This window comes from Clostridium algifaecis (assembly GCF_017874415.1).
Taxonomy (GTDB): Bacteria; Bacillota; Clostridia; order Clostridiales; family Clostridiaceae; genus Clostridium_B; species Clostridium_B algifaecis.
Window position 1 is genome coordinate 202,615 of record NZ_JAGGLM010000001.1, and the last position, 26,169, is coordinate 228,783.

Here is a 26,169-nt window from a genome sequence, read left to right on the forward strand (position 1 = left end):
CTAAGAATATTTAAGAAAAAATAGTCTCATTAAAAATATTTAATGGGACTATTTTGAAATAATTATTTACGTATTGTATATAATAATGGTATAATATGATAAGATAATAATTTAACAATATATTTATACTTAGGAGGTAAAAATATGTCAAGATTTACTTTGCCAAGAGATATTTATTTTGGAGAAAATTCATTAGAAGAATTAAAAAAATTAGATGGTAAAAAAGCAATAATTGTAGTAGGTGGAGGATCCATGAAAAGGTTTGGATTCCTTGATAAAGTTGAAGAATATTTAAAAGAAGCTGGTATTGAAACCAGATTAATAGAAGGTGTTGAGCCAGATCCATCTGTAGATACTGTTATGAATGGTGCTAAAGTTATGAGAGAATTTGAGCCTGATTGGATAGTATCTATAGGAGGAGGTTCACCAATAGATGCTGCTAAAGCTATGTGGATATTCTATGAATATCCTGATTTTACTTTTGAAAAAGCAGTAGTTCCTTTTGGACTCCCTAAGTTAAGGCAGAAAGCAAGATTTGTTGCAATACCTTCAACAAGTGGAACAGCAACAGAAGTAACATCATTTTCTGTAATAACAGATTATAAATCTAAGATAAAGTATCCACTTGCAGATTTTAATCTTACTCCTGATATAGCTATAGTAGATCCAGCACTTGCACAGACTATGCCTAAAAAACTTACAGCACATACTGGAATGGATGCACTTACTCATGCAATAGAGGCATACGTTGCAGGATTACATTCAGATTTTTCAGATCCACTTGCTATTCATGCAATAGTTATGATAAATAAATACTTATTAAAATCTTATGAAGGAGATAAAGAAGCCAGAGGACATATGCATATAGCACAGTGTTTGGCTGGAATGGCATTTTCAAATGCACTTCTTGGAATAACTCACAGTATGGCTCATAAAACAGGAGCAGTATTCCATATACCTCATGGATGTGCCAATGCTATATTCCTGCCTTATGTTATAGATTTTAACAAGAAATCCTGCAGTGACAGATATGCAGATATAGCTAGAAGACTCGAACTTCCAGGAAACAATAATGACGAATTAATAGATTCATTAACAAGCCTTATTAAAGATATGAATAAGAAGATGGAGATACCAGCTACAGTTAAAGAGTACGGAATAGATGAGAAAGAATTTAAGGACAATATAGATTTCGTAGCTCATAATGCCATGTTAGATGCTTGTACTGGAGCTAATCCTAGAGCTATAACTGAAGCTGAAATGAAAAAATTATTTGAGTGCACATATACTGGAGAAAAGGTTAAGTTTTAATAACTTAATATAATTAAATAGCTAGTTGATACAATATAGGCATACTGATTTTTTTATAATTAAGATCAGTATGCCATATTTATTTTATGCGTATAATAAAAATATTAAAAAAATATAAAAAAACTATTGTATTTTGCACAAAAAATTGGTATAGTATCACTATACCAATTTATCACTTTATCATGATAAACTAAGAAAGCTGGAGGATATACATGGAAAATTGGAAGAGATATATACCGGAAGGTGCTAAAGACCTTATTTTTGATGAATGCAGCAAAAAGGTTCAAATACAGAATATACTCAGAAAAACTTATATAGATGCTGGATTTTTAGAAATTTCATCGCCTCTTTTAGAGTTTTATGATGTATTTAATTATGATAAAACTATATTTAAACAGGAGAACATGTATAAATTATTTGATAAGCAGGGAAGAATGATGGTCTTGAGACCTGATATGACTACACCGGCAGTTAGAATCTCTGCAACTAAATTAAAAAGGGCAACTCATCCATTAAAGCTCTGTTATACAGAAAATGTATATAGAGAAAATGAAAATTTAAATGGTAAGGATATGGAGATATCTCAGTCAGGAATAGAAATTCTGGGAGCAGAAAGTATTAGAGCAGATGCAGAGATAATTACAACTGCGATAAGGGCACTTTTAAAATGTGGAGTTAAAGATTTTAAGATAGAATTTGGACAAATTAATTTTTTTAAGAGCATATTAAATGAAATTGGCATGGAAGATAAAGAGATTGAATTGTTAAGATATTATGTAGAAAATAAAAATTTTACAGCTCTTGAAACCTTTATAGAGGAAAATGAAGAGTGTATAGATGATAAAAACAAAGCCATACTTAGAGAAATACCAAAGTTGTTTGGAGGTATTGAAGTATTAGACAGGGCATCTTCAATGACAGATAATAGGCAAGCACTAATGGCAGTTGATAATGTTCGTGAACTTTATAAATTAGTTAGTGATGCTGGATATAAAAAATATATATGTGTGGATTTAGGAATGATACAGCATATTGATTATTATACTGGAGTAATTTTCAGAGGATATGCAAATGGTGTCGGCAATACAATATTGAGCGGCGGAAGATATGACAATCTGGCAAAGCAATTTGGTGATGATGAGTGTGCTACAGGGCTTGCTATAAATGTGGAAAATATAATGAGAATAATCACAGAAGAAGATATTTGCGGAGAAGACAAAAGAAGGATATTTATCTATTATAAAAAAGAAAACTATAAAAAGGCATATGAGATGGCTGAGAAGCTTAAAGAAAAAAATTGTGTTGTAGAATTAAGCATTTTTGATGATTTAAACCAAGCACGTGAATATTTTAAACTAAAAGATATGGATGAATTTATAGTTGTATAGATTGTATAAATTATATGAGGAAGTGAAGATATTGAGTATTAGAAAACCTTTGAAGATAGCTTTAACTAAAGGAAGAATAGAGAAAACCGCAGTTGATATGTTTAACTCTATCGGAATAGACTGCACTGAAATTGAAAATAAGGGAAGAAAACTTATATTTCATAATGATGAATTCAATATAGACTTTGTGCTTGTCAAGGCACCGGATGTACTTACTTATGTAGAACATGGAGTAGTAGACATAGGTATAGTTGGAAAAGATACTTTAATGGAATTTGATAAAAATTTCTATGAACTTCTGGATTTGAAGTTTGGAAAATGCAAATTTTCTTTAGCAGGGCCTAAAGGAAAGAATTTTTATGAGGGTTATAATAGAAAAAAAATAGCTACGAAATATCCAAATGTAGCAAGAAGCTATTTCAAAAAAATGGGATTCGATATTGAAATAATAAAGATAGAAGGTTCTGTAGAAATGGCACCAATGCTCGGATTATCAGATGCTATAGTAGATATAGTTGAGACTGGTACAACTTTGAGGGAAAATGGACTTGAAGTTTATAACGACATATGCAGTATAAGTACGAGACTTATAGTTAACATGGCAAGTTTAAAAATGAAAAAAAATGAAATAGAAGATATAGTCGATAGATTAAAAGAAGAAGTAGATAGAAGAGAACAGATAAAAAAATTAAAGGAGGCAGAGAATTGATTAAGATAATTAAAGGAGATAAAAAGGGAAAGGAAGAATATTTAAACCTCTTAAAAAGCAGGAGAACGGAAGTTGATTCAGAGGTTGTAAAAACTGTTTCAAATATGTTATCAGATATTAGAGAAAATGGTGATTCATCTTTAATTGGTTATACAAATAAGTTTGATTCTGAAGAATTGAATGCAGGCAATATACTGGTTACAAAATCTGAAATAGAAGCTGCCTATAACAAAGTAGACAAGAAATTTCTTGAAGCTATAAAGAAAGCTAAATTAAATATAGAGAAATTCCATGAAAAGCAAAAGCATAATTCCTTTGTAATAGCAGATGAAGCTGGAAAAATAATGGGCCAGAGATATATACCACTTAAGAGGGTTGGGGTTTATGTCCCAGGAGGTACAGCAGCCTATCCATCATCTGTACTTATGAACATAATACCCGCTAAAATTGCAGGGGTAGATGAGGTAGTTATGGTAACTCCCGTTAGAGAGAGCCTTGATATAAATCCAAATGTACTTGTAGCTGCAGATATAGCAGGTGCAGATAAAATATATAAAATAGGAGGAGCTCAGGCAATAGGGGCTCTTGCATATGGCACAGAAACTATTCCTAAGGTAGATAAGATAGTAGGACCGGGAAATATATATGTAGCCACTGCTAAAAAGCTTGTTTATGGAGAAGTTGACATAGATATGATAGCAGGTCCAAGTGAAATACTGGTAGTATCAGATGATAGTGCAAATCCTAAATTTGTAGCGGCAGATCTTATGTCGCAGGCAGAACATGATAAGATGGCATCAGCAGCACTTGTAACTACATCCATAGAGATTGCAAATAAGGTAAATGAAGAAATTGAAATTCAGATAAAAGATTTAAAAAGACGCAGCATAATAGAAGAATCTCTTAAGAATAATGGAATAATTATTGTGGTGGACAGTGTAAATGATGCAATTGATATAGGAAATGATATTGCACCGGAACATTTAGAATTATGCATAAAAGATCCATTTTCATATTTGCCATGTGTCAGAAATGCCGGATCTGTATTTTTAGGACACTACAGTCCTGAACCACTTGGAGATTATTTTGGAGGACCTAACCATGTATTACCAACCAACGGTACTGCAAGATTTTATTCACCTCTTTCAGTAGATGATTTTGTAAAGAAATCAAGCTATATATATTATTCAGAAGAGGAACTTTTGAAGGCAGCAGATAGTATCATGACAATTGCTGAGAAAGAAGGACTTACAGCACATAGAAATTCTATAGCTGTTAGAAAAAACTAAAATTTAAAGGAGAAACTTAATATGAATGTAAAAAAACTTTTTAGAGATGATTTAAAAACCTTTGAATCTTATAATGCCAAAAGAATTGACAGCAGGATAAAATTACATGCAAATGAAAGCCCTTTTTCTGTAAGCGATGAATTACTGTCTGAAATAAAAGAAGAAATAGTTAAGTGCAGTTTTAATAGATATCCGGATGCTATGTCTGAAGACCTCTGCAAAAAATTTGCAGAATACGCAGGAGTGGATTACAAATCTGTTATTGCAGGAAATGGCTCAGATGAACTTATACAGATAATAGTTTCCACTTTCCTGGATAGGAATGATAAGATTTTACTCTTGAATCCTGAATTTTCCATGTATGAAAATTATGCAGCTATTTCCTCGGCAAACATTGTTAAATTTGATACAGATGAGGAATTTACTTTTGATCCACAGGTCATAATAGATAAGGTAAATAGTGAAGGCATAAAGCTTTTCTTCATTTCAAATCCCAACAATCCTACAGGAAAAGCTTATGACAGAAATACTATACTTAAATTAGTTAAAAATTGCAATTCAATAGTTGTAGTAGATGAGGCCTATGGGGCATTTTATGGAGAAAGTGTTATTAAAGATATAGATGATTATGAAAATTTGATAGTTTTAAAAACCTGTTCCAAGATAGGAGGAGCTTCTATAAGACTTGGTTTCTTAACGGCAGGAAAAGTAATTTTAGATGAAATAAAAAAGGTTAAACCACCTTATAATGTGAGTACTACCACTGAAATAATAGGCAAAGTTTTACTTTCAAACAAGTCTGAAATAGAAGAAAAGGTTAAATATATAATTTCAGAGAGAGAAAGAGTATACGGTGAATTTTTAAAAATACCATACATAGAAAAAGTATACAAAAGTTCAGCAAACTTTATACTTTTCAAGACAAAAAGAGCTCATGAAATATACGAAAAACTTTTAGAAGATGGAGTTTTAGTTAGAGATTTTGGCAGTGGAGTTTTAAAGGATTGTCTTAGAATAACTATAGGGAAAGAAGAAGAAAATAATTATATGTTAGAACTTTTGAAAAAATATAATGGTTAAATGAAGCGGGGAGATAAAAATGAGTTTGAGTAATCATAGAAGTGCTTCTATTTCAAGAGATACATCAGAAACTAGTATAACAATTGAACTTGACATAGATGGAGAAGGAAAATATGATATTGATACAGGAATAGGTTTCTTTGATCATATGCTTACCATGATAGCAAAACATGGAATGGTAGATTTGAAGGTTAAGGCAAAGGGAGACTTATATGTAGATTTTCACCATACCGTTGAAGACATAGGAATAGTCATGGGTCAGTGTATAAAAAAGGCACTTTTAAGTAAGGAAAAAATAAGAAGATATGGGACTTTTTTTATTCCTATGGATGAAAGTCTTGAAATGGTATCTATAGATTTAAGTGGACGTCCTTTTTTAGTATTTGAAGCTGATTTGAAGAGTCAGAAAGTTGGCGAAATGGATACAGAACTTATAGAAGAATTTTTTAGAGCACTTGCCTTTAATTCAGATATGACACTCCATGTAAAGTCGCTTTACGGCAAAAATACCCATCATGTCATAGAAGGAATGTTTAAAGCTTTTGGCCACGCATTTAAAGAAGCTTATACAATAGATAGTGAAATAAAGGGAGTTCTCTCTACTAAAGGAGTAATTTAAATGATTTCAATTATAGATTATGGAGCAGGAAATTTAAAAAGTGTAGAAAAAGCACTTAGATATTTGAATGTAGATTCTAAAGTAACTTTCGATAGTGATGAAATAAATAAAAGTGATGGAGTTATACTACCGGGAGTTGGGGCTTTCCCTATGGCTATGGAAAGTTTAAAGAAAAGGGGACTTGATAAAGTCATACTTGATATTGCAAAGGAAGATAAGCCTTTTCTTGGAATATGCCTTGGAATGCAGATGTTATTTGATGTAGGGGAAGAGATAGAAGAAACTAAAGGACTTGGAATAATAAAAGGCAGGGTAAGAGAAATATACGGAGATGTTAAAATACCTCATATGGGCTGGAACAGTCTAATTATAAATAAGAGAAATAAGCTGTTTGAAGGTATACCTGATTCAAGCTATGTGTATTTTGTTCATTCTTACTATGCAGAAGTTGAGAATAAAGAGGATTTGAATGCTTACAGCGAATATGGAAATATCGATATAACTGCAGCAGTAAGCCGCGGAAATATATATGGTCTTCAATTCCATCCCGAGAAAAGTGGAGATTTGGGACTTAAAATATTAAAAAATTTTGTAGATTTAACAATTTAATTATGTAAGAATGGAGTTGAAAGTATATGTTAATATTTCCAGCTATAGATATACGTGATGGAAAATGTGTAAGGCTTTACCAAGGAAAATTTGATTCTTCAAATGTAGTGGCGGAAGATCCAGTATCCACAGCCATTAAATTTAAGAAAGAAGGAGCAAGTTTTTTACATGTAGTTGATTTAGATGGTGCGCTTAATGGAAAAGTTAAAAATAGGGAGATTATATCAAAGATAGCTTCTATAGAAGACCTAAGCGTTGAACTTGGTGGAGGAATAAGAAGCATTGAGACTATAGATGAGCTTTTAGAACTTGGACTTGATAGGGTGATACTTGGAACTTCTGCCCTGAGTGATAAAGCTATGGTTACCGAAGCCGTGAAAAAGTATGGAGATAAAATTGTTGTAGGAATAGATGCCAGGGATGAAAAAGTGGCAGTTAAAGGCTGGGTAGAAGTTAGTGATATTGACTACATAGAATTTGGAAAGCAGATGGAGGATATTGGAGTTAAAACTTTAATATTTACGGATATAAGCAGAGATGGGACACTTTCAGGAACAAATATGGATCAGCTTTTAAAGCTTAAAAATGCAGTTAGCTGTAACGTTGTAGCATCAGGCGGTATAAAAAATATAGATGATATAAAGGAACTTAAGAAAAAAGATGCATATGGAGTTATAATTGGAAAGGCTATATATTCAAAAACTCTTTCTTTAAAAGAAGCTATAGAGATTGGGGGAAATTGATTAATGCTTACAAAGAGAATAATACCATGTCTTGATATAAAGATGGGTAAAGTAGTAAAGGGAATTAATTTTGTGAATTTAAAAGAAGTTGGAGACCCTGTAGAGATAGCAGAGTATTACAATAAAGAAGGTGCAGATGAAATAGTATTTCTGGATATTACGGCTACAAGTGATGGAAGAGATACTATGATAGATGTAGTCAGAAAAACTGCGGAAAAAGTTTTTATACCACTTACTGTTGGTGGAGGTATAAGGAATATAGATGATTTTAAAAAAATACTTAGAGCTGGTGCCGATAAAATATCTGTAAACTCTGCAGCTATAAGAAATCCAAATTTAATATATGATGCTGCGGATAAATTTGGAAGTCAGTGCGTGGTGCTTGCCATAGATGCTAAGAAAAACGAGGATAGTGAAAGCTGGAATGTATATATAAATGGAGGAAGAATTGATACCGGTCTTGATGCTGTAGAATGGGCAAAGAAAGCTAAAAGTCTTGGGGCCGGTGAAATTTTACTTACAAGCATGGATGCAGATGGAACCAAACAGGGATATGATATAGATCTTACAAATGCTATATCAAAAGAAGTAAATATTCCTGTAATTGCGTCTGGCGGATGTGGTTCACTCAAGGACTTTTATGACGTATTTAAATATTCAGGAGCAGATGCAGCACTTGCAGCTTCCCTTTTTCACTATGGAGAGCTGAGTATAAAGCAGGTAAAAGAATATCTTAAGGATAGAGATATAGGAGTTAGATTATAAATGGCAAAGTTTAATTTTGATAGTGAGATTTTAAAAAAGATAGATTTTAAAGGTGGACTTCTCCCGGCTATAGTTCAGGACTTTGAAAATAATCAAGTACTTATGCTGGCTTATATGAATGAAGAATCCCTTAAAAGGACTATAGAAAGCGGAACTACGTGGTTCTGGAGCAGATCAAGAAAGGAATACTGGAATAAAGGGGCTACATCAGGGCATTTTCAGTATGTTAAGAGTATAAGTGTTGACTGTGACTATGATACAATACTTTTAGAGGTAGAGCAAATAGGAGCAGCATGTCATACAGGAAATAGGAGCTGCTTTTTTAATAAGCTGACAGTTTAACAAGTGAGGAGATATAATAATGGAGATAAAAGGTGTTATTGAAGAACTTTATAATGTAATAAAGGATAGAAAAGAGAATCCTATTGATGGCTCTTACACTAACTATCTTTTTGAAAAGGGATTGGATAAAATTTTAAAGAAGGTAGGGGAAGAGAGCACAGAAGTTATAGTTGCAAGCAAGAATGGTGTTAAGGATGAAGAAGTACCAGAGATATGTGATTTGATATATCATGTATTGGTTCTTATGGTAAATCAGGGAGTTAGCCTTGATGAAATAGAAAAAGAACTTATAAATAGAAGAAAAAAGATACAAAATAAAAAGCCTGAGAGAAAAAATGTAGAAAAAATATAAATTTTTAAGTCAAGTGGGTATTATATATCTGCTTGATTTTTTATTATTAAGAAATATTTAAGAATTACTTCCTAAATAATTAAGATGTTCTATATATAATATAAATTATATAGAATGGAATTATTAAAGATAGGAGAAATTAAATATGACTAGGATATTTAGAGGCTTTAAAAAGAATATATTGTATTTAAGTCTGATGATACTTATACCTGTAGTGAATATTGCTTATGGACTTCTTGATAATTCTGTAAGGGGTTATTATATATTGGTTACAGAAATAGATAGGCAGGTACCGTATATAAAAGAATTTATTGTAATTTACTGGATATGGTATCCATTTATAATTTTGTCATTAATATTTTTTTGCATTTATCATAAAGAAACATATTATAAAGTATTGTTTACTATAATTATTGGCATGATTGTATGTTATATTATATATTTTTTCTTTCAGACAACAGTTCCTAGACCTGAGATATATGGAAAAGATTTTTTTTCTCAATTTGTAAGATTGACATATAAACTGGATAAACCTTTTAATTGTTTCCCGAGTATACATGTGTTAACCAGCTATTCTGTTATAAAAGGAGCAAAAGATGCATTCAAGGACAATATAAAAGGAAAGACTGCTATTTATATAACAGGTATTTTGATAATTTTAGCTACTCAATTTGTCAAACAACATGTAATTTTGGATGTAATAGTTGCTATAATATTATGTGAAGTTATATATAGATTTATTGTAGGACCTGTTTTGGAGAGGAGCTTTCTATGGATAAAGAAATTTTGCTTGTGGTTGACGATGAAAAAGAAATTAGAGATTTAATTGGAATATATCTTGAAAATCAAGGATATAAGGTAATTAAGGCAAAAGACGGAATTGAAGCTGTAGATATTATTGAAAATAAATATATAGATTTGGTTATACTTGATGTAATGATGCCAAATATGGATGGAATTAAAACATGTATAAACATAAGAAAAAGTAAAAATATGCCAATAATAATGCTGTCTGCTAAAACTCAGGACATGGATAAAATACTTGGACTTACAACCGGTGCAGACGATTATATTACAAAACCATTTAATCCATTAGAACTAATAGCCCGGGTTAAATCACAGCTTAGAAGATACAAGGAATTCAATGTTACAAATAATCAAGAAAAAGGAATAATAAAAGTTGATGATTTGGTCATAAATACAGAGACTCATGAAGTTAAAGTGTCTGGCAAAAATGTAAAATTGACTCCCAGAGAATTTGACATATTGAAACTTCTGGCTATGAATAAGGGCATTGTATTTAGCATGGAAAAAATATATGAAAAAGTATGGAAACAAAATTTTTTTGAATCTGATAATACAGTTATGGTGCATATAAGGAAGATAAGAGAGAAAATAGAGGAAAATCCAAGAAAACCTCGCTTTATAAAAACTGTCTGGGGAGTTGGATATAAAATTGAAAGATAGATTGTTAAATACAAAGTTGATTTTATCGTTTAAAAATAAATGTAAGGAAATTTTATTCAATATAAAAAATAGTATAAGATTAGAGCTTATACTAGCTTTTGCTTTGTGTTTTATTATAGCATTTGTAATTGGAAAAATTACAGGAAACTTATTTCAAGAAACAAATAAGACGGCCAGAATTGACTATAGTAAAGGGATAGATGAAATATCCGTAAATGCTGCTGCTATTGCCGATAAAATAAAAAATAAAAATATGAGTATAAATGATAACAATGAAATTCAAAGTATAATAGATAAAGGTGATTATACTAATAAACAAAAAATAATGATAACGGATTTAAAAGGAAAGGTATTATATAAATCACAAAATACATATGAAACACAGATAGATATATATAGCACTATAAAAAATTCTATAAAGAATTATGTTGAATTTATGAAAAACATTCAGGATATATACAATAAAGGTGATATAAGTACCGTAAATGAAAACAGGGAATATATAAGCTTTTATCCTTTGAATTTCAAAGATGAGAATGCATATTTGGTAATGCGGGGAATTCCTAGAGGTAAGATAATCTATGAAAACATATATAATCCTGTCCCTCAGATAATAGCATCAATTATGGCTTTTTTGCTGTTGTTTTATTTTATGACCAATAAAAAAATTAAATATATAGACAGTATAGCTTCTGGTTTAATTGAAATTTCAAAAGGAAATCTTGATTACAAGATAAAGCGAGAAGGAAAAGATGAGCTTACAATACTTGCAGACAATATAAATTTTATGGCGGATGAATTACATAGTAAGATAAAACATGAGAGAGATGAAGAAAGAATAAAAAATGAACTTATAACAAATGTATCTCATGATTTAAGAACTCCGCTTACTTCTATAAAAGGCTATCTAGGTCTTTTGAAGGATAAAAAGTATAAAACAGATGAGGAGTTAAAACAGTATATTAATATAGCCTATAATAAATCTGAAAAATTAGAACTACTTATAAACGATTTATTTGAGTATACTAAACTTACAAATAATGCAGTGATTATGGATAAAGAAAACATATTTTTAAATGATTTATTAGATCAACTCATAGAGGAAATGGTTCCAATTTTTGAAGAAAATAATGTTAGTATAGTAAAAAAATTTTCAAGTAAAAGACTAAAAGTAAATTTAGATCCTAATAGAACCGTAAGGGTTTTTGAAAACCTACTTGTGAATGCCGTAAGATACTGTACTAAGCCTGGAAATATAATAGTGTCTTTAGAGGAAAACGGAAACTTTGCAGTTTGCTCCATAGAAAATAAATGTGATATTATAAAAAAAGATGATGTAGATAAGTTATTTGACAGATTTTTCAGGGTGGATAAATCTAGAGCGTCAGATACAGGTGGAAGCGGACTGGGTCTCGCTATAGCGAAAAACATAGTAGAGCATCAAGGAGGAAGAATAAGGGTAGATTATGATAAGGAGTGTATTAGATTTAATGTAGTATTTGAGCTTGTATAAAATATCTATTATAATAGGTAGTATATTTTTGTACTTTTAGGAGGAAAGCTTTGTGAACTATACTGCAATAAACGAGGTTATAATTTTATCACTTATAATGATATCCGGAACATTTGCCAGGAAAAAAAATATAATAAAAAAAGAAACAACCAATGAGCTCTCAAATTTATTAATTAATATAACTCTTCCAGCATTACTATTATCCTGCTTTAATTATACATATTCTGCAAAAATGCTTACGGAAATAAAACGTATATTTATATATTCATTTATAATAAATCTGGCTATAATATTTTTAAGTAAATTTTTAACTCTAAAGTATGACAAGGAATCCAGCAAAATTATAAGATTTGCTACTACTTTTTCAAATAGCGGATTTATGGGATATCCTGTTTTACAAGGATTGTTCGGAAAAATAGGAATTTTTTATGGCGCAATTTTTAATATGGTAATGAATATAGTAATGTTCAGTTTAGGAATTATGATATATTCTGGTAAGGGAAATATTAGAGATATGAAGGGAGTTGCATTAAACCCGGCTGTAATATTCACTACTTTAGGATTTATAATGTTTATGTTTTCGATAAAACTACCTTATGCTTTAAATATGGCTGTAAGTGAAATAGGAGCTATGACTACACCGCTTTCAATGATTATAGTTGGTGCAATGTTAGCTGAGATAAAATTCAAGGATATTTTCAGAGGGACTGTAGTTTATTATCTTTGCTTTTTGAGATTAATTTTAGCACCAATTTTAAGTATTATAATATTAAAATTGATTAAGGCAGATAGTCTGATGCTTCAAATAAGTGTGGTAATTGAGGCCATGCCTGTGGCAGTACTATCTCCAATACTTGCACAGAAATATAATTCTGACAAGGAATTAGCATCAAGGAGCGTGTTTATAACTACTATAGTATCAATGATTACTATACCGATTATAATAAGTGTACTTCAATATTTTAAATGAGGTGATTAACGTGTTCGATACACATGTACATACGGAATACTCAAGTGATTCAAATATGAAAATAGAAGAAGCATTAAAGGCTGCTGATTATAATAAGTTATCATTAACATTTACAGAACATATGGATATTGGGTATCCAAAAGGAGATTTTACTTTTGATGTAGGAGATTATTTTAGAAAATATTCCAGGTTTAGAGGCGATAAATTACTTCTAGGTATAGAAGTCGGGATGAAAGAAGATGCTTTGGACGAATCAAGAACAGTGGTTTTAGATAATGAATTTGATTATATTATTGGATCTATACATTTAGTAGACAATATGGATTTATATTATCCCGATTATTATAAGGACAAAAGCAAGAAGGATGCTTATCTTAGATATCTTAAAGCTATGTTTGTTAATTTCAAACAATTTGATTTCGTGGATAGTTTGGCTCATATTGACTATATATGCAGATATGCAAAATATGATGATAAAGAATTATATTACAGAGAATTTTGTGATATAATAGATGAAATATTAAAGCTTATTATAAATAGAGGTAAATGTCTGGAACTAAATACAAGAAGACTGGACAGCCAGAAGGCAATTTACAGTATGATTGACATATATAAAAGATATAGAGAACTTGGCGGAAAATATATAACAGTGGGATCAGATGCACATAATCCGGAAGCTATAGGAAATAATTTTAATATAGCAGAGGGGATAGCTGAAAAGTGCAATTTAAAAATAGTACATTTTAAAAACAGAAATATGGAGTACTGATTGTGAGCATCTTTAGGTGCTCTTATTTTTAATATGTGATTTTCAATAATTGATCTACTTAGCATAAAAAGGAAGTGTAATTATGCAGCCATTAGCTGAAAGAATAAGACCTGATAACATAGAGGATATAGTTGGACAGAAACATATACTTGGCAGGGGAAAACCACTTTATAATATGATAAAAAATAGAAAAATCATGAATATGGTTTTCTATGGACCTCCAGGTGTCGGAAAAACTACTGTGGCAAATATAGCTGCAAGTATTACAGATAAAAAGTTTTATAAGTTAAATGCGACGAATGCTTCTGTTTCAGATATTCAACGTGTAGTCAAAAGTCTGGACACTTTTATAGGATATAAAGGTGTAGTCCTTTATTTAGACGAAATACAGAATTTTAATAGAAAACAGCAGCAGTCTATCTTAGAATATATTGAGGATGGAAGGATAACTTTAATTGCAAGTACAGCTGATAATCCATATCATTGTATTTATAATGCCATATTGAGCAGATCTCTGGTGTTTGAATTTAAACCAATTGAAGAAGAAGATATAATCAAAGCATTAAAAAGAGCTATTAATATATTGAAAATTGAAGATAACATAGAAGTTATTTTCAATTGTGATATTTTAAAATATATATCAAGGATGAGCGGCGGAGATGTTAGAAGATCGCTTAATTTTTTAGAACTGATTATACACTCATCTGAAAAAGTTGACAATAAAATAGAGCTGACAATGGAAAACATTAAAAATGCTGTACAGGAAAAAGGATTTAATTTTGATAAAAGTGGAGACTATTATTATGATACTATAAGTGCATTTCAGAAAAGTATAAGGGGAAGTTCGCCTGATGCTGCTGTATACTACGCTGCAGTTTTAATAAAAGGAGGCCATTTACAGGAAATTTGCAGGAGACTTCTTGTAATAGCTTCGGAAGATATAGGACTTGCATATCCACAAGCTGCAAGTATTGTGTACGCACTTGTAAAAAGTGCTTTGTATTTAGGATTGCCGGAAGCTAGAATACCAATTTCAGAGGCAGTCATACTGCTTGCTACAAGCCCGAAATCCAATTCGAGTTATAAAGCTATTAATGATGCTATGTCAGATGTTGAGAGTAAAAATATAGGAGAAATTCCATCATATTTAAAGGATGCTCACTATAGCGGAGCAAAAAGACTGGGAAGAGGTATAGGATATAAATATCCACACGATTATGAAAATCATTATGTTAATCAGCAGTACTTACCTGATGAGTTGAAAGACAGGATATATTATATTCCGGGAAAAAACAAGATGGAATCTGCAGCTGAAGCGTATATTAAACACATAAAAAATGAATATTGAAATTGAGTTTTTGATTTTATTGTTGACAGGTTTACTCGGATTTGATAAGATATAATCAAGTAAATAGAAGTTGAGTGGCAAAGGAAGTGGTTAATTGAAGCTATCAACAAAGGGAAGATATGGAGTTAAAGCTATGGTTGATCTTGCAATACATTATGATGGTCAGCCGGTTTCTATAAAAAACATTTCAGAGAGACAAGGTATATCAGAATATTACCTGGAACAGTTATTTTCTCAGCTTAGAAAAGCAAATTTAATAAGAAGTATAAGAGGTGCACAGGGAGGATATATATTAAGCAAAGATCCAAAATATATATCTATAGATGATATAATGAAGGTTCTTGAAGGACCTGTAGAAATATCAGAGTGTATAGATGACATTGATGGAAATTCATGTAATAATGTCGGCTGCTGTGCCACAAGGCTTTTATGGTCAAGAATTAGGGATAGTATAGATAATGTTATGGAATCCACTACGCTGCAAAATATAGTGGATGATTATAATAGTATGAATAAGAAAAAAATAGTCAAAAAGGAATAAAATTTTGAATGTATATTTTAAAATTATAAAATATAACTCTTATTGATTTTATAGGGAGTTATATTTTTTTATTTATTGGGAAAATTAATTTAGATAATATAATTTAAAATGTAACAGGGTGATAGCTTGTATAGAATGAGAGATTTTATTTTTAAGGAAGTTATTGATTTAAATGGGAAAAATATAGGCTTCGTAGGCGATTTAGTTATAGATTTTAATTTAAAGTTAATAAAGGGATTTAATGTTATTTCTAATAGTATATTAAAAAAAGATACAAACATATACAAAAATGATATTTTGAGCTTAAATCCTGTTGTTATCTCAGATAAGTTCAGCAAAGATGAAGCTTTGAAATTTCACGATATAAGAATTATGGATGTTGTAGATAAAAATCAAAATGTAATTGGAAAAATAGAAGATGTTATATTTTATGAAAATAGTTTTTATATAAAAGCGTTTATTATATCAAGTGGTCTGCTTTATGACATGCTTTATGGAAGAAAGATACTTTCTGCAAAAAAATTGATTTTAGGAGATAAAAATATTTTATACAGAAATTATATAGATGAAGAGGAAAAGATAAATGAATATGAAAATTAGCAAAAAAAAAATATTAAAGTATATACTAATATTTTTAGCAGTAGCTGTAATCATTACACTTATTTCAAAAAATAATACATTTAAGGAATTGATTTGTATAATTATTATATCACTTTTAATAACATATACATTAAAGCCGTTTCAAATAAAAATGATGAATATGGGAATTGATGAGTCACTGTCAGCTTTAATAGTAATTCTCACAATTATATTAATACTGCTGGGAGGTTTTTTAACAGCCATACCATATTTTTTTAAACAAAATATAGGCATAAAAAATGCTTTAGGTGATATACAAAATTTGGTTGACAATATTTATTTTAGTTTAAGACCAGCTAAAAATACAGGAATTTTATACATACTAACTAATAATTTGCATTATAAAATTCACAATGTTATTATAGAAATTTTTAGTAAAATATGCAATTTAGCTATGAATTTCAGCAATATACTCATATATGCAATTATAATTCCAATAATAGTGTATTATTTTCTAGCAGACAGCAAATACATAATGCATATTTTATTAAATGTGTTTCCAGTGAATAGAAGGCTTATAGCCAGTAAAATAAGCTGCCATATAGACAAAATACTTGGAAGATACATAGTTAGCCAGTTAATTTTAAGTTTTATTGTTGGAATAGCTACACTTATAATATTGATAGTTTTAAAAGTTGATTTCCCATTTGTCTTAGCATTTATAAATGCATTTTTTAATATAATTCCATATTTTGGACCCATATTTGGAGCAATTCCTGCTATATTTGTAGCGTTTATAAATTCACCTAAAACTGCACTTGAAGTAGCAATAGTCCTTTATATTCTACAGCAGATTGAAGGAAATATATTGTGTCCAAAAATAACAGGAGATAGTATAAGTATGCATCCTCTTACTGTAATCTTTCTTCTTTTGATAGGAGACAAAGCGGCAGGAATTTTAGGAATGGTAATAGCAGTACCGCTTGGTGCCGTAATAAAAATAATTTATAGAGATTTGAGTTATTACATATTTTGATTTGAGGATGTCAATATTGACATAATGGTTTATTTTATTTATAATTTTATAGTAATCAAATATAAGGGCAATGATTGGAATGAGTAAATATATTTTTTATAAAGAGAGGAAGTGGATGGTGAAAACTTCTTACAGGATATATTGAAGCTATCCAGGAGTTCTGGAATTTAAAGAGACATAAATTTAATTTTATGTAATTAGGGTGGTACCACGGAATTATAGCTTTCGTCCCTTTAGGGATGCAGGCTTTTTTTATTTTGTGATACTTATACATATAAAATAAGGAGAGACGTATAAATGGAAAATTTAGGTTTAAATCAAATAAGAGAGATGTATTTAAGCTTTTTTGAAAGTAAGGGACATTTAAGATTGCCAAGTTTTTCACTGGTTCCAAAACATGATAAAAGTTTACTTCTCATAAATGCCGGTATGGCACCTCTTAAACCATATTTTACAGGACTTCAAGTTCCACCAAGAAAGAGAGTTACAACTTGCCAGAAGTGCATAAGAACTGGTGATATTGAAAACGTAGGAAAAACTTCAAGACATGGTACTTTTTTTGAAATGCTTGGAAATTTTTCGTTTGGAGATTATTTTAAAAACGAAGTAATACCATGGGCATGGGAATTCATAACAGAGGTTTTAAAACTTCCAAAGGACAGACTATATGTTACTATATATTTAGATGATGATGAAGCCTATGACATATGGACTAAAAAAACTGATATGAATCCTTCTAGAATATTCAGGCTCGGAAAAGAAGACAATTTCTGGGAACATGGTGCAGGTCCATGTGGTCCTTGTTCTGAAATACATTATGACAAGGAAGGACTTAATCTTACTAGTGCTGAAGAGTTTGTAAAAGCTGGAGATGAAGACAGGGTAGTTGAGCTTTGGAATCTGGTATTTACACAGTTTGATAGAGATGAAGAAGGAAATTATAACAAGCTTCCAAATCCTAATATAGATACAGGTATGGGACTTGAAAGAATTGCAACAGTTATGCAGGGAAAGAACAGTATATTTGAAGTTGATACTATACAGCAGATACTCAAGGAAGTAAGCAGAGTTTCAAATGCTGAGTATGGAAAGGATAATAGTAAAGATATATCCCTAAGAGTTATAACTGATCATATAAGAAGTATTACTTTCATGATAAGTGATGGAATACTTCCATCGAATGAAGGCCGTGGATATGTATTAAGAAGGTTACTAAGGAGAGCTGCCCTTCATGGAAAGGCACTTGGCATAAAAAAATCATTTTTATGTAATTTAACTGATGTTGTAATAAATAATTCTTGCGAAAATTATCCTGAATTAAAGGAAAAGAAAGATTATATAAAGAAAGTTATAAGACTTGAGGAGGAGAGATTTTCAGAAACCATAGACAGTGGAATGGAAATACTTAATTCCTACATGGAAGATATGAAGAAGAATGGAAACAAGGTGCTTGATGGAAGTAAAGCATTCAAATTATATGACACTTATGGATTCCCAATAGAGCTTACAAGTGAAGTACTTGAAAGGGACAATAATACTGTAGATTTAAAAGAATTCAATGAAGAGATGAAAAAGCAGAAGGAAAGAGCTAGGGCAGCAAGGGAAGAAACAAATTATATGGGAGCTGAAGACACCATATTAAATAAGATTCCACTTGATATAAATACTGAGTTTAAAGGTTACACTGATTTAAAATTAACTTCAAAAATAAAAGTTATTGTAAAAGATGAAGAAATGGTATCCAGTTTAAGCCAGGGTGATTCTGGAGTTATAGTTGCAGAAAGCACTCCGTTTTATGCTGAAATGGGAGGACAGATAGGCGACAAGGGAATTATGTCTAATGACCACTTTAAAGCTGAAGTTCTAGACTGCAAAAATAATGTTGCTGGCAAAATAATGCATTTTGTCAGGGTGATTTCGGGAGAGATTTCCTTAAATGACACAGTTGATTTGATTGTCAACGAGGATAGAAGAAATGACATAAGAAAAAATCATACTGCTACACATCTTCTGGATGAGTCATTAAGAAAGGTACTTGGAAATCACGTTCATCAATCAGGTTCTTATGTAGATGAATTTAGACTTAGGTTTGATTTTAATCATTTTGAAGCTGTAAGTTATGACAAATTGATAGAAATAGAAAAATTGGTAAATGAAAATATAATGAAAGCTATAGACGTTAAAACTGATATAATGTCTTTGGATGATGCAAAAAAAAGTGGAGCTGTAGCTTTATTTGATGACAAGTACAGTGATATGGTAAGAGTTGTTTCCGTAGGAGAGTTTAGCCGTGAACTTTGTGGAGGAACACATGTTAGAAATTCAGGCGAAATTGGATTATTTAAAATAGTTTCTGAGTCGGGAATTGCAGCTGGTATAAGGAGAATAGAGGCAGTTACTGGGAAAAGTGCTATTGAATATATACAGGCTAAAAGTGGTATAATAAAAGACATATCAGATAAGCTTAAATGTTCAGAAAAGGAAATAGAACATAAATTAGATATACTTTCTGCAGAAGTTAAGGAAAAAAATAAAGAAATAGAAGAACTTAAATCAAAGCTGGCAGGAAATTCTGAAGATGAGATATTGAAAAGTGAAAAAAATATAGGTGATATCAAGTTGTTTACAGGAGTACTTAATGATATAGATGGGAATGCACTTAGGGATTTAGCAGATAAAATAAGAGATAAGTATGAAAAGTCAATTGTAGTTTTAGGCAGCAGCATAGATGGAAAGGTTAAATTGATTGCAATGGCATCTAAGTCTGCTGTAAAAGAAGGAATTCACTGTGGAAAGATAATAAAAGAGGCTGCGGCTGTTTGCGGCGGCGGCGGCGGTGGAAGACCTGATATGGCTCAAGCAGGAGGAAAACTACCTGAAAAGTTAAAAGAAGCAGTAAATAGTGTTTTATCGATTGTACAGAAACAGGTTAAGTAGTATACATTTTATAAAATATGTTTTATAATATATTTATTACAAGTATTAGATAATTATTAGCGGGGTGATATGAATGAGTGACGATAATACTATTCAGTTTGATATTTCTGAGAGCAAGAAGGCTTTAACTAAGGAAATATTGACTGAAGTTTATGATTCGCTAATTGAAAAAGGATATAATCCGGTAAATCAGCTTGTTGGATATTTGATTTCCGGTGATCCAACTTATATAACTAATTATAATGGAGCAAGATCATTAGTTAGAAAGCTTGAAAGAGATGAAATACTAGAAGAAGTATTAAAATCTTATTTAGACATAAAATAAAAGTGTCCGCCAGGACATTTTTATTTTAAATATAATAAAATTTAGGAGAAAATAATGAGGATACTTGGACTGGATATAGGAGATAGGACTATTGGTGTAGCTATCAGCGATCCACTTGGAATTACAGCTCAGGGAATTACAACTATAAGAAGAAAGAGCAGAGATAAGGATATAGATGAATTAAGTAAAATATGCAGTGATTATAATGTAGAATTAATTATATCGGGACTTCCAAAAAATATGAATGGGACACTTGGACCTCAAAGTGAAAAAGTAATGGATTTTTGTGACTTTATATATGAAAAAATTAAAATTCCAATAAAAATGTGGGATGAGAGACTGACTACTGTAGCAGCAAATAGAGCAATGCTTGAGGCAGATTTGTCGAGGGCGAAAAGAAAAAAAATAGTTGATAAATTAGCGGCTACTTATATATTGCAGGGATATTTGGATAGTATTTATGTAAGTGGAGTGGATAGATAATGAAAAATGATTTGAAAAATATAGTCCTTAAAGATGAGAATGGGCAAGACTTAGAATTTGAAGTAGTTACTAAATTTGATATAGAAGATAATGAATATTTGATTGTAATTCCAATAAACAACAGAAAATCTAAGGAAGCCATAGCACTTAGAATAGATAAAGATTTAGATGGGAATGATATACTTGTTACAGTAGAAGATGATGAAGAGTTTACTGCTGTAAACAAAGTTTATGAAAAGCTTTTTGAAGATGATATTCAGAATTAGTGTAATACTCTCATTAATTAATATCAAAATTAAAGGCTATGATTTCATAGCCTTTAATTTTGATATTAAATGAGTTTCAATTGACTATTACTTTTTATAGTATTAAACTAAGTATGATAATATATATTTTATTTAAATTTAATTGAAACGGGGTATTATAATGTCAAAGCTTTCGTCTGGAGAAATAGAAAGATTAAAAAATAGTTTAAAGGAAAAAGGTTATAAACTTACACCTCAAAGACGGGCTATAGTTGATATAATAATAAAAAATGAAGGTAAGCATCTTACTACAGAAGAAATATATGATTTAGTGAAAAAAGATTGCCCAGAAATAGGATTGGCAACAGTATATAGAACAGTTCAATTATTGGAGGACATTGGAGTTGTATGTAAACTTGATTTGGATGATGGATGCAGCAGGTATGAAATAATTCATGAACAAGAAATACACCAGCATCATCATCTTATATGTACCAGATGTTCCAGGATAATTGAAGTACCAGATAAGCTCTTAGAAGGTCTGGAAAGTCAAATAGAAAGTAAATATAATTTTAAAATTTTAAATCATAGTCTAAAGTTTTACGGAATATGCAGTGAATGTTTAGAAAAATCGAAAAAAGTATAGAAAAGGAAGGAGGATCTTTTTGCGTAAAGAAAAAGATAAAGTAAAGGTTATTCCACTAGGTGGATTAGGTGAGATAGGTAAGAATATGACGGTCATAGAATATAAAAATGATATCATAGTAATAGATTGCGGGCTTAAATTCCCGGATGAAGAAATGCTTGGAATAGATTTAGTTATACCGGATATTACTTATCTCAAAAAGAATATTGAAAGGGTAAGAGGTATATTTTTGACTCATGGACATGAGGATCATATAGGAGCCCTTCCATATGTATTAAAAGAAATAAATGTGCCGGTTTATGGAACAAAATTGACTCTTGGAATAATAGAAACAAAATTAAAGGAACATGGGTTGTTAAACAAGGTAAAACTTGAATGTGTAAAACCAAGAGATGTTATAAAACTTGACAGTATGTCAGTGGAATTTATAAGAACCAGTCATAGTATAGCTGATTCAACAGCAATAGCTATACACACTCCAGTGGGGGTAATACTTCATACGGGAGATTTTAAAATTGATTATACACCTATTGATGGAAGTATAATTGATTTGGCTAGATTTGCGGAACTCGGTAAAAAAGGTGTACTGCTCATGCTTGCAGACAGTACAAATGTTGAGAGACCTGGATATACTATGTCAGAGAGAACGGTAGGAGAAACTTTTCAGAAATTTTTTACTACTGCAAAAAATAGAATAATAGTTGCTACATTTGCTTCTAATATTCATAGAATTCAACAGATAATAACGGCAGCTGAAAAATATGATAGAAAAGTTGCTGTATCTGGAAGAAGCATGGAAAATATAATGGATGTAGCCGTAAAACTTGGATATATTGATGTTAATAAAAATACACTTATAAATATTGACAATATTAATAAATACCCAAACAATAGACTGGTGATAATAACCACAGGAAGCCAGGGAGAACCAATGTCTGCGCTTTCTAGGATGGCAAGTTCAGAACACAAAAAAGTAACTATAATACCTGGAGACAGAATAATAATTTCAGCTAGTGCTATTCCAGGAAATGAGAAATTAATATCAAGGGTGATAAACCAATTATTTAAAAAGGGTGCAGAAGTAATATATGAAGCATTGGCAGATGTTCATGTTTCAGGTCATGCCTGTCAGGAAGAACTGAAGCTAGTTCATACACTTGTAAAACCTAAATTTTTCATGCCTGTTCATGGTGAATATAGGCATTTGAAGCAGCATGCAGATTTGGCAATGAAGCTTGGTCTCCCATCTAAGCATATTGTTATAGCTGATAATGGAGATGTTATAGAACTTACACGGGATTCTATAAGAAAAAGTGGTATTGTAGCTTCAGGTCAGGTATTTGTTGATGGACTTGGAGTTGGAGATGTAGGTAACATAGTTCTCAGAGATAGAAAGCACCTATCTCAGGATGGAATACTTACAGTTGTAGTTACAATTGAAAAAGAAAGTGGAAATGTTATCGCAGGACCAGATATAATTTCAAGAGGATTTGTATATGTTAGAGAATCCGAAGATTTAATGGAACATGCAAAGGATCTTGTTAAAGGGGTTCTAGATGATTGTCAGGAAAAACATATAACTGAATGGGCAAATATAAAATCAAATGTAAAGGATGTACTGAGAGTATTTTTATATGAAAAAACTAAAAGAAAGCCTATGATACTTCCAATAATTATGGAAATATAAATTCTTTTATATAATTTTTCATAGAAAGGACAATTTAAATGAATATATATGACAAAGCAAATGAGCTTGCTGAAGAATTGAAAAAATCAGAAGAAGTTTTAAATTTAAGAAAAGCAAGCAAAAAAATAGTAGATAATAAAACTAATCAGAAAATACTGGAAGACTTCAGAAAAATACAGATGGATGCATATTCAGAAAATATGAAATATGGAAAAGTATCAGAGGAAACTATGAAAAAGTTCAAGGATATTGGCTCCGTAATATCAGCAAATCCGTCTGTAAATGAATATATACAATCAGAACAAAAGTTTACTATAATGTGGCAAAAAATATTAAAAGTGCTGAATGATGCCATAGGTATAGATTTTTCTTTTGGAGAAGACAAAGCAAATAAGTAATTAAGAGTTAAATATATATGAAAACCGTTAAACTAAGTTTGTGTAAGTTGACTTTTTTAGACTATGATATTAAAATAAATATGTTAACTTTGATTGGGTACTAAAAAGTATCCAATTTTTTTGAGTGATTGTTAAAAATTGATTCATTGGATAAGTTTAAGTATAAAATTGGAGGAATAATAATGAGTTTATTTACAAGAAATGATATAAGAAATGTGGCAATAATTGCCCACGTAGATCACGGCAAAACCACATTGGTAGATGCGCTTCTTAAACAAAGCCATGTATTTAGAACAAATGAAAAAGTTGAAGAGAGAGTTATGGATTCCAATGATCTTGAAAAAGAAAGAGGTATAACTATACTTTCAAAAAATACTTCCGTTATGCATAATGGAATTAAAATAAATATTGTAGATACACCAGGACATGCTGACTTCGGTGGAGAAGTAGAACGTGTACTTGAGATGGTTGACAGTGTATTATTGCTTGTTGATGCATATGAGGGACCTATGCCACAGACAAAATTTGTTTTAAAAAAGGCACTTGAGTTAAAATTAAATCCAATAGTTGTTATAAATAAAATAGATAAGCCTAATGCCAGACCAAATGAAGTACTGGATGAGGTATTTGATTTGTTTATAGAACTTGGAGCAAATGATGAACAATTGGATTTCCCTGTTGTATATTGTTCAGCTAAAGCAGGAACTGCAAAACTTGAAATGGATGATGAAGCAGTAAACATGGATCCATTATTTGATATGATAGTTAAAAATGTTGCAGCTCCACAGGGATATTTGGATAAACCACTTCAAATGCTTGTTACTACAATAGATCATAATGAGTATGTAGGAAGAATAGGAGTAGGAAAAATAACAAGAGGAACCATAAAGAAAAATCAACCAATTGCAGTTATAAGAAAAGATGGAAAAGTAGATAACGTAAAAGTAACTAATTTATATGTTTATACTGGACTTAAAAAGGAAGAAACAGATGAGGCAAAGCTTGGAGACATAGTAGCTGTATCTGGAATTCCTGATATAAATATAGGAGAAACTATAGCAGATGTATCAACACCTGAGGCACTTCCTTTTGTTGATATAGATGAACCAACACTTAGTATGTATTTTATGACAAATGATTCACCATTTGCAGGAAAAGAAGGAGAATTTGTAACTTCAAGACATTTAAGAGATAGATTATTTAAAGAACTTGAAACAAATGTTTCACTGCGAGTTGAAGAGACTGATTCTGCAGATTGTTTTAAGGTAAGTGGAAGAGGAGAACTTCATCTTTCAATCCTTATAGAAACTATGAGAAGAGAAGGTTATGAGTTCCAGGTTTCAAAGCCAACAGTTATATTTAAAGAAGAAAATGGCAAAAAAATGGAGCCTATTGAATATTTGACTATTGATGTTCCAGAAGAATTTATGGGAGTAGTTATGGAAAAACTAGGACCTAGAAAAGCAGATATGGTAAATATGACTTCTGCTGTTAATGGATACACAAGACTTGAATTCAGAATACCAGCTAGAGGTCTTATAGGATTTAGAAATGAATTCATGACTGATACTAAGGGAAATGGAATAATGAACCATGTACTCGATAGCTATGAACCATATAAAGGCGAAATTCCAGATAGAAGTAGAGGATCATTAGTTGTATTTGATCCTGGTGTTTCAATAACTTATGGATTATTTAATGCTCAGGAGAGAGGAATTCTATTTATAGGACCTGGAGTAGAAGTATATGAAGGAATGATAGCTGGAGAATGTTCAAGAGCAGATGATATAGAAGTAAATGTATGTAAGAAAAAACATCTTTCAAATACAAGATCATCTGGTGCAGATGATTCATTAAAGTTAGTTCCAGTTACTCCTATGAGTCTTGAAAAATCTCTTGAATTCATAGCAGCTGATGAACTAGTTGAAGTTACACCAAAAAGTATAAGAATGAGAAAAAAAATATTGAATACTGATTTGAGAAAAAAGGCCAGAAGAAAATAGAGGGGATTACTTATG

General features: G+C 30.8%; 28 protein-coding genes and 1 other annotated feature. All 28 genes read left to right on the forward strand.

The genetic code is table 11. From position 1 onward, the window contains the following. Nucleotides 1-144 precede the first annotated feature (144 nt). The 28 genes from J2Z42_RS01015 to typA all read left to right on the forward strand — a co-directional run bounded on the left by J2Z42_RS01015 (nucleotide 145) and on the right by typA (nucleotide 26,154). Complete coding sequence (locus J2Z42_RS01015) at nucleotides 145-1,311, forward strand: iron-containing alcohol dehydrogenase (RefSeq protein WP_209700498.1); 1,167 nt, start codon at nucleotides 145-147, stop codon at nucleotides 1,309-1,311. Between the two features lie 212 nt (nucleotides 1,312-1,523). Next, nucleotides 1,524-2,699 carry an ATP phosphoribosyltransferase regulatory subunit gene (gene hisZ, locus J2Z42_RS01020; protein WP_209700499.1) on the forward strand — a complete coding sequence of 392 codons (1,176 nt, stop codon included), beginning with the start codon at nucleotides 1,524-1,526 and terminating at the stop codon, nucleotides 2,697-2,699. 31 nt (nucleotides 2,700-2,730) lie between these two features. Further along, a complete protein-coding gene (gene hisG, locus J2Z42_RS01025) occupies nucleotides 2,731-3,408 on the forward strand; it encodes an ATP phosphoribosyltransferase (protein ID WP_209700500.1) in 678 nt (225 codons plus the stop codon). Next, nucleotides 3,405-4,697: a histidinol dehydrogenase gene (gene hisD, locus J2Z42_RS01030; protein ID WP_209700501.1), complete on the forward strand. Its 1,293-nt coding sequence runs from the start codon at nucleotides 3,405-3,407 to the stop codon at nucleotides 4,695-4,697. Before hisG ends, hisD begins: the two co-directional genes overlap by 4 nt. Before the next feature lie 21 nt (nucleotides 4,698-4,718). Further along, nucleotides 4,719-5,777 (forward strand): histidinol-phosphate transaminase, encoded by a 1,059-nt coding sequence (gene hisC / locus J2Z42_RS01035; protein WP_209700502.1) that lies wholly within the window; start codon nucleotides 4,719-4,721, stop codon nucleotides 5,775-5,777. A 19-nt stretch (nucleotides 5,778-5,796) separates the two neighbouring features. Next, the gene (gene hisB, locus J2Z42_RS01040) at nucleotides 5,797-6,396 is read left to right on the forward strand and encodes an imidazoleglycerol-phosphate dehydratase HisB (protein ID WP_209700503.1); all 600 of its coding nucleotides are present in this window, start codon (nucleotides 5,797-5,799) and stop codon (nucleotides 6,394-6,396) included. After that, complete coding sequence (gene hisH, locus J2Z42_RS01045) at nucleotides 6,397-7,005, forward strand: imidazole glycerol phosphate synthase subunit HisH (protein WP_209700504.1); 609 nt, start codon at nucleotides 6,397-6,399, stop codon at nucleotides 7,003-7,005. A 26-nt stretch (nucleotides 7,006-7,031) separates the two neighbouring features. After that, the gene (hisA, locus tag J2Z42_RS01050; RefSeq protein WP_209700505.1) at nucleotides 7,032-7,748 is read left to right on the forward strand and encodes a 1-(5-phosphoribosyl)-5-[(5-phosphoribosylamino)methylideneamino]imidazole-4-carboxamide isomerase; all 717 of its coding nucleotides are present in this window, start codon (nucleotides 7,032-7,034) and stop codon (nucleotides 7,746-7,748) included. A gap of 3 nt (nucleotides 7,749-7,751) precedes the next feature. Further along, on the forward strand, nucleotides 7,752-8,513 hold the full coding sequence (gene hisF / locus J2Z42_RS01055; protein ID WP_209700506.1) for an imidazole glycerol phosphate synthase subunit HisF: 762 nt from the start codon (nucleotides 7,752-7,754) through the stop codon (nucleotides 8,511-8,513). Beyond that, nucleotides 8,514-8,855: a phosphoribosyl-AMP cyclohydrolase gene (hisI, locus tag J2Z42_RS01060; protein WP_209700507.1), complete on the forward strand. Its 342-nt coding sequence runs from the start codon at nucleotides 8,514-8,516 to the stop codon at nucleotides 8,853-8,855. It begins immediately after the preceding gene. A 19-nt stretch (nucleotides 8,856-8,874) separates the two neighbouring features. Continuing rightward, entirely contained in the window at nucleotides 8,875-9,207 is a 333-nt protein-coding gene (gene hisE / locus J2Z42_RS01065) for a phosphoribosyl-ATP diphosphatase (RefSeq protein WP_209700508.1), read from the forward strand. Nucleotides 9,208-9,361: 154 nt separating this feature from the next. Next, entirely contained in the window at nucleotides 9,362-10,033 is a 672-nt protein-coding gene (locus J2Z42_RS01070) for a phosphatase PAP2 family protein (protein ID WP_439897305.1), read from the forward strand. Next, a complete protein-coding gene (locus J2Z42_RS01075) occupies nucleotides 9,979-10,674 on the forward strand; it encodes a response regulator transcription factor (protein ID WP_209700510.1) in 696 nt (231 codons plus the stop codon). Before J2Z42_RS01070 ends, J2Z42_RS01075 begins: the two co-directional genes overlap by 55 nt. After that, the gene (locus J2Z42_RS01080) at nucleotides 10,664-12,187 is read left to right on the forward strand and encodes a sensor histidine kinase (protein WP_245331410.1); all 1,524 of its coding nucleotides are present in this window, start codon (nucleotides 10,664-10,666) and stop codon (nucleotides 12,185-12,187) included. Before J2Z42_RS01075 ends, J2Z42_RS01080 begins: the two co-directional genes overlap by 11 nt. 52 nt (nucleotides 12,188-12,239) lie before the next feature. After that, complete coding sequence (locus J2Z42_RS14750; protein ID WP_342589981.1) at nucleotides 12,240-13,157, forward strand: AEC family transporter; 918 nt, start codon at nucleotides 12,240-12,242, stop codon at nucleotides 13,155-13,157. Nucleotides 13,158-13,167: 10 nt separating this feature from the next. Continuing rightward, entirely contained in the window at nucleotides 13,168-13,926 is a 759-nt protein-coding gene (locus tag J2Z42_RS01090; RefSeq protein WP_209700511.1) for a histidinol phosphate phosphatase, read from the forward strand. A gap of 82 nt (nucleotides 13,927-14,008) precedes the next feature. Beyond that, nucleotides 14,009-15,274 (forward strand): replication-associated recombination protein A, encoded by a 1,266-nt coding sequence (locus J2Z42_RS01095; RefSeq protein ID WP_209700512.1) that lies wholly within the window; start codon nucleotides 14,009-14,011, stop codon nucleotides 15,272-15,274. A gap of 94 nt (nucleotides 15,275-15,368) precedes the next feature. Next, a complete protein-coding gene (locus J2Z42_RS01100; RefSeq protein ID WP_209700513.1) occupies nucleotides 15,369-15,815 on the forward strand; it encodes an RrF2 family transcriptional regulator in 447 nt (148 codons plus the stop codon). Between the two features lie 135 nt (nucleotides 15,816-15,950). Continuing rightward, a complete protein-coding gene (locus J2Z42_RS01105) occupies nucleotides 15,951-16,415 on the forward strand; it encodes a PRC-barrel domain-containing protein (RefSeq protein WP_245331411.1) in 465 nt (154 codons plus the stop codon). Further along, on the forward strand, nucleotides 16,399-17,430 hold the full coding sequence (locus J2Z42_RS01110) for an AI-2E family transporter (RefSeq protein ID WP_245331412.1): 1,032 nt from the start codon (nucleotides 16,399-16,401) through the stop codon (nucleotides 17,428-17,430). The genes J2Z42_RS01105 and J2Z42_RS01110 overlap by 17 nt, the downstream gene beginning before the upstream one ends. A 61-nt stretch (nucleotides 17,431-17,491) precedes the next feature. Next, nucleotides 17,492-17,666 (forward strand) — a binding site (T-box leader). A 61-nt stretch (nucleotides 17,667-17,727) separates the two neighbouring features. Next, complete coding sequence (gene alaS, locus J2Z42_RS01115) at nucleotides 17,728-20,367, forward strand: alanine--tRNA ligase (RefSeq protein ID WP_209700515.1); 2,640 nt, start codon at nucleotides 17,728-17,730, stop codon at nucleotides 20,365-20,367. A gap of 73 nt (nucleotides 20,368-20,440) precedes the next feature. Then, complete coding sequence (locus J2Z42_RS01120; protein WP_209700516.1) at nucleotides 20,441-20,692, forward strand: IreB family regulatory phosphoprotein; 252 nt, start codon at nucleotides 20,441-20,443, stop codon at nucleotides 20,690-20,692. 54 nt (nucleotides 20,693-20,746) lie between these two features. Next, nucleotides 20,747-21,175, forward strand: a complete 429-nt coding sequence (gene ruvX / locus J2Z42_RS01125) for a Holliday junction resolvase RuvX (RefSeq protein ID WP_209700517.1) — start codon at nucleotides 20,747-20,749, stop codon at nucleotides 21,173-21,175. Further along, the gene (locus tag J2Z42_RS01130) at nucleotides 21,175-21,441 is read left to right on the forward strand and encodes a DUF1292 domain-containing protein (RefSeq protein ID WP_209700518.1); all 267 of its coding nucleotides are present in this window, start codon (nucleotides 21,175-21,177) and stop codon (nucleotides 21,439-21,441) included. Before ruvX ends, J2Z42_RS01130 begins: the two co-directional genes overlap by 1 nt. A gap of 160 nt (nucleotides 21,442-21,601) precedes the next feature. Beyond that, nucleotides 21,602-22,066: a Fur family transcriptional regulator gene (locus tag J2Z42_RS01135; RefSeq protein ID WP_209700519.1), complete on the forward strand. Its 465-nt coding sequence runs from the start codon at nucleotides 21,602-21,604 to the stop codon at nucleotides 22,064-22,066. A gap of 19 nt (nucleotides 22,067-22,085) precedes the next feature. After that, complete coding sequence (locus J2Z42_RS01140; RefSeq protein WP_209700520.1) at nucleotides 22,086-23,753, forward strand: ribonuclease J; 1,668 nt, start codon at nucleotides 22,086-22,088, stop codon at nucleotides 23,751-23,753. A 38-nt stretch (nucleotides 23,754-23,791) separates the two neighbouring features. Then, a complete protein-coding gene (locus J2Z42_RS01145; protein WP_209700521.1) occupies nucleotides 23,792-24,151 on the forward strand; it encodes a YlbF family regulator in 360 nt (119 codons plus the stop codon). Nucleotides 24,152-24,333: 182 nt separating this feature from the next. Next, nucleotides 24,334-26,154, forward strand: coding sequence for a translational GTPase TypA (gene typA / locus J2Z42_RS01150; protein WP_209700522.1), 1,821 nt, complete (start codon nucleotides 24,334-24,336; stop codon nucleotides 26,152-26,154). Nucleotides 26,155-26,169: the final 15 nt, after the last annotated feature.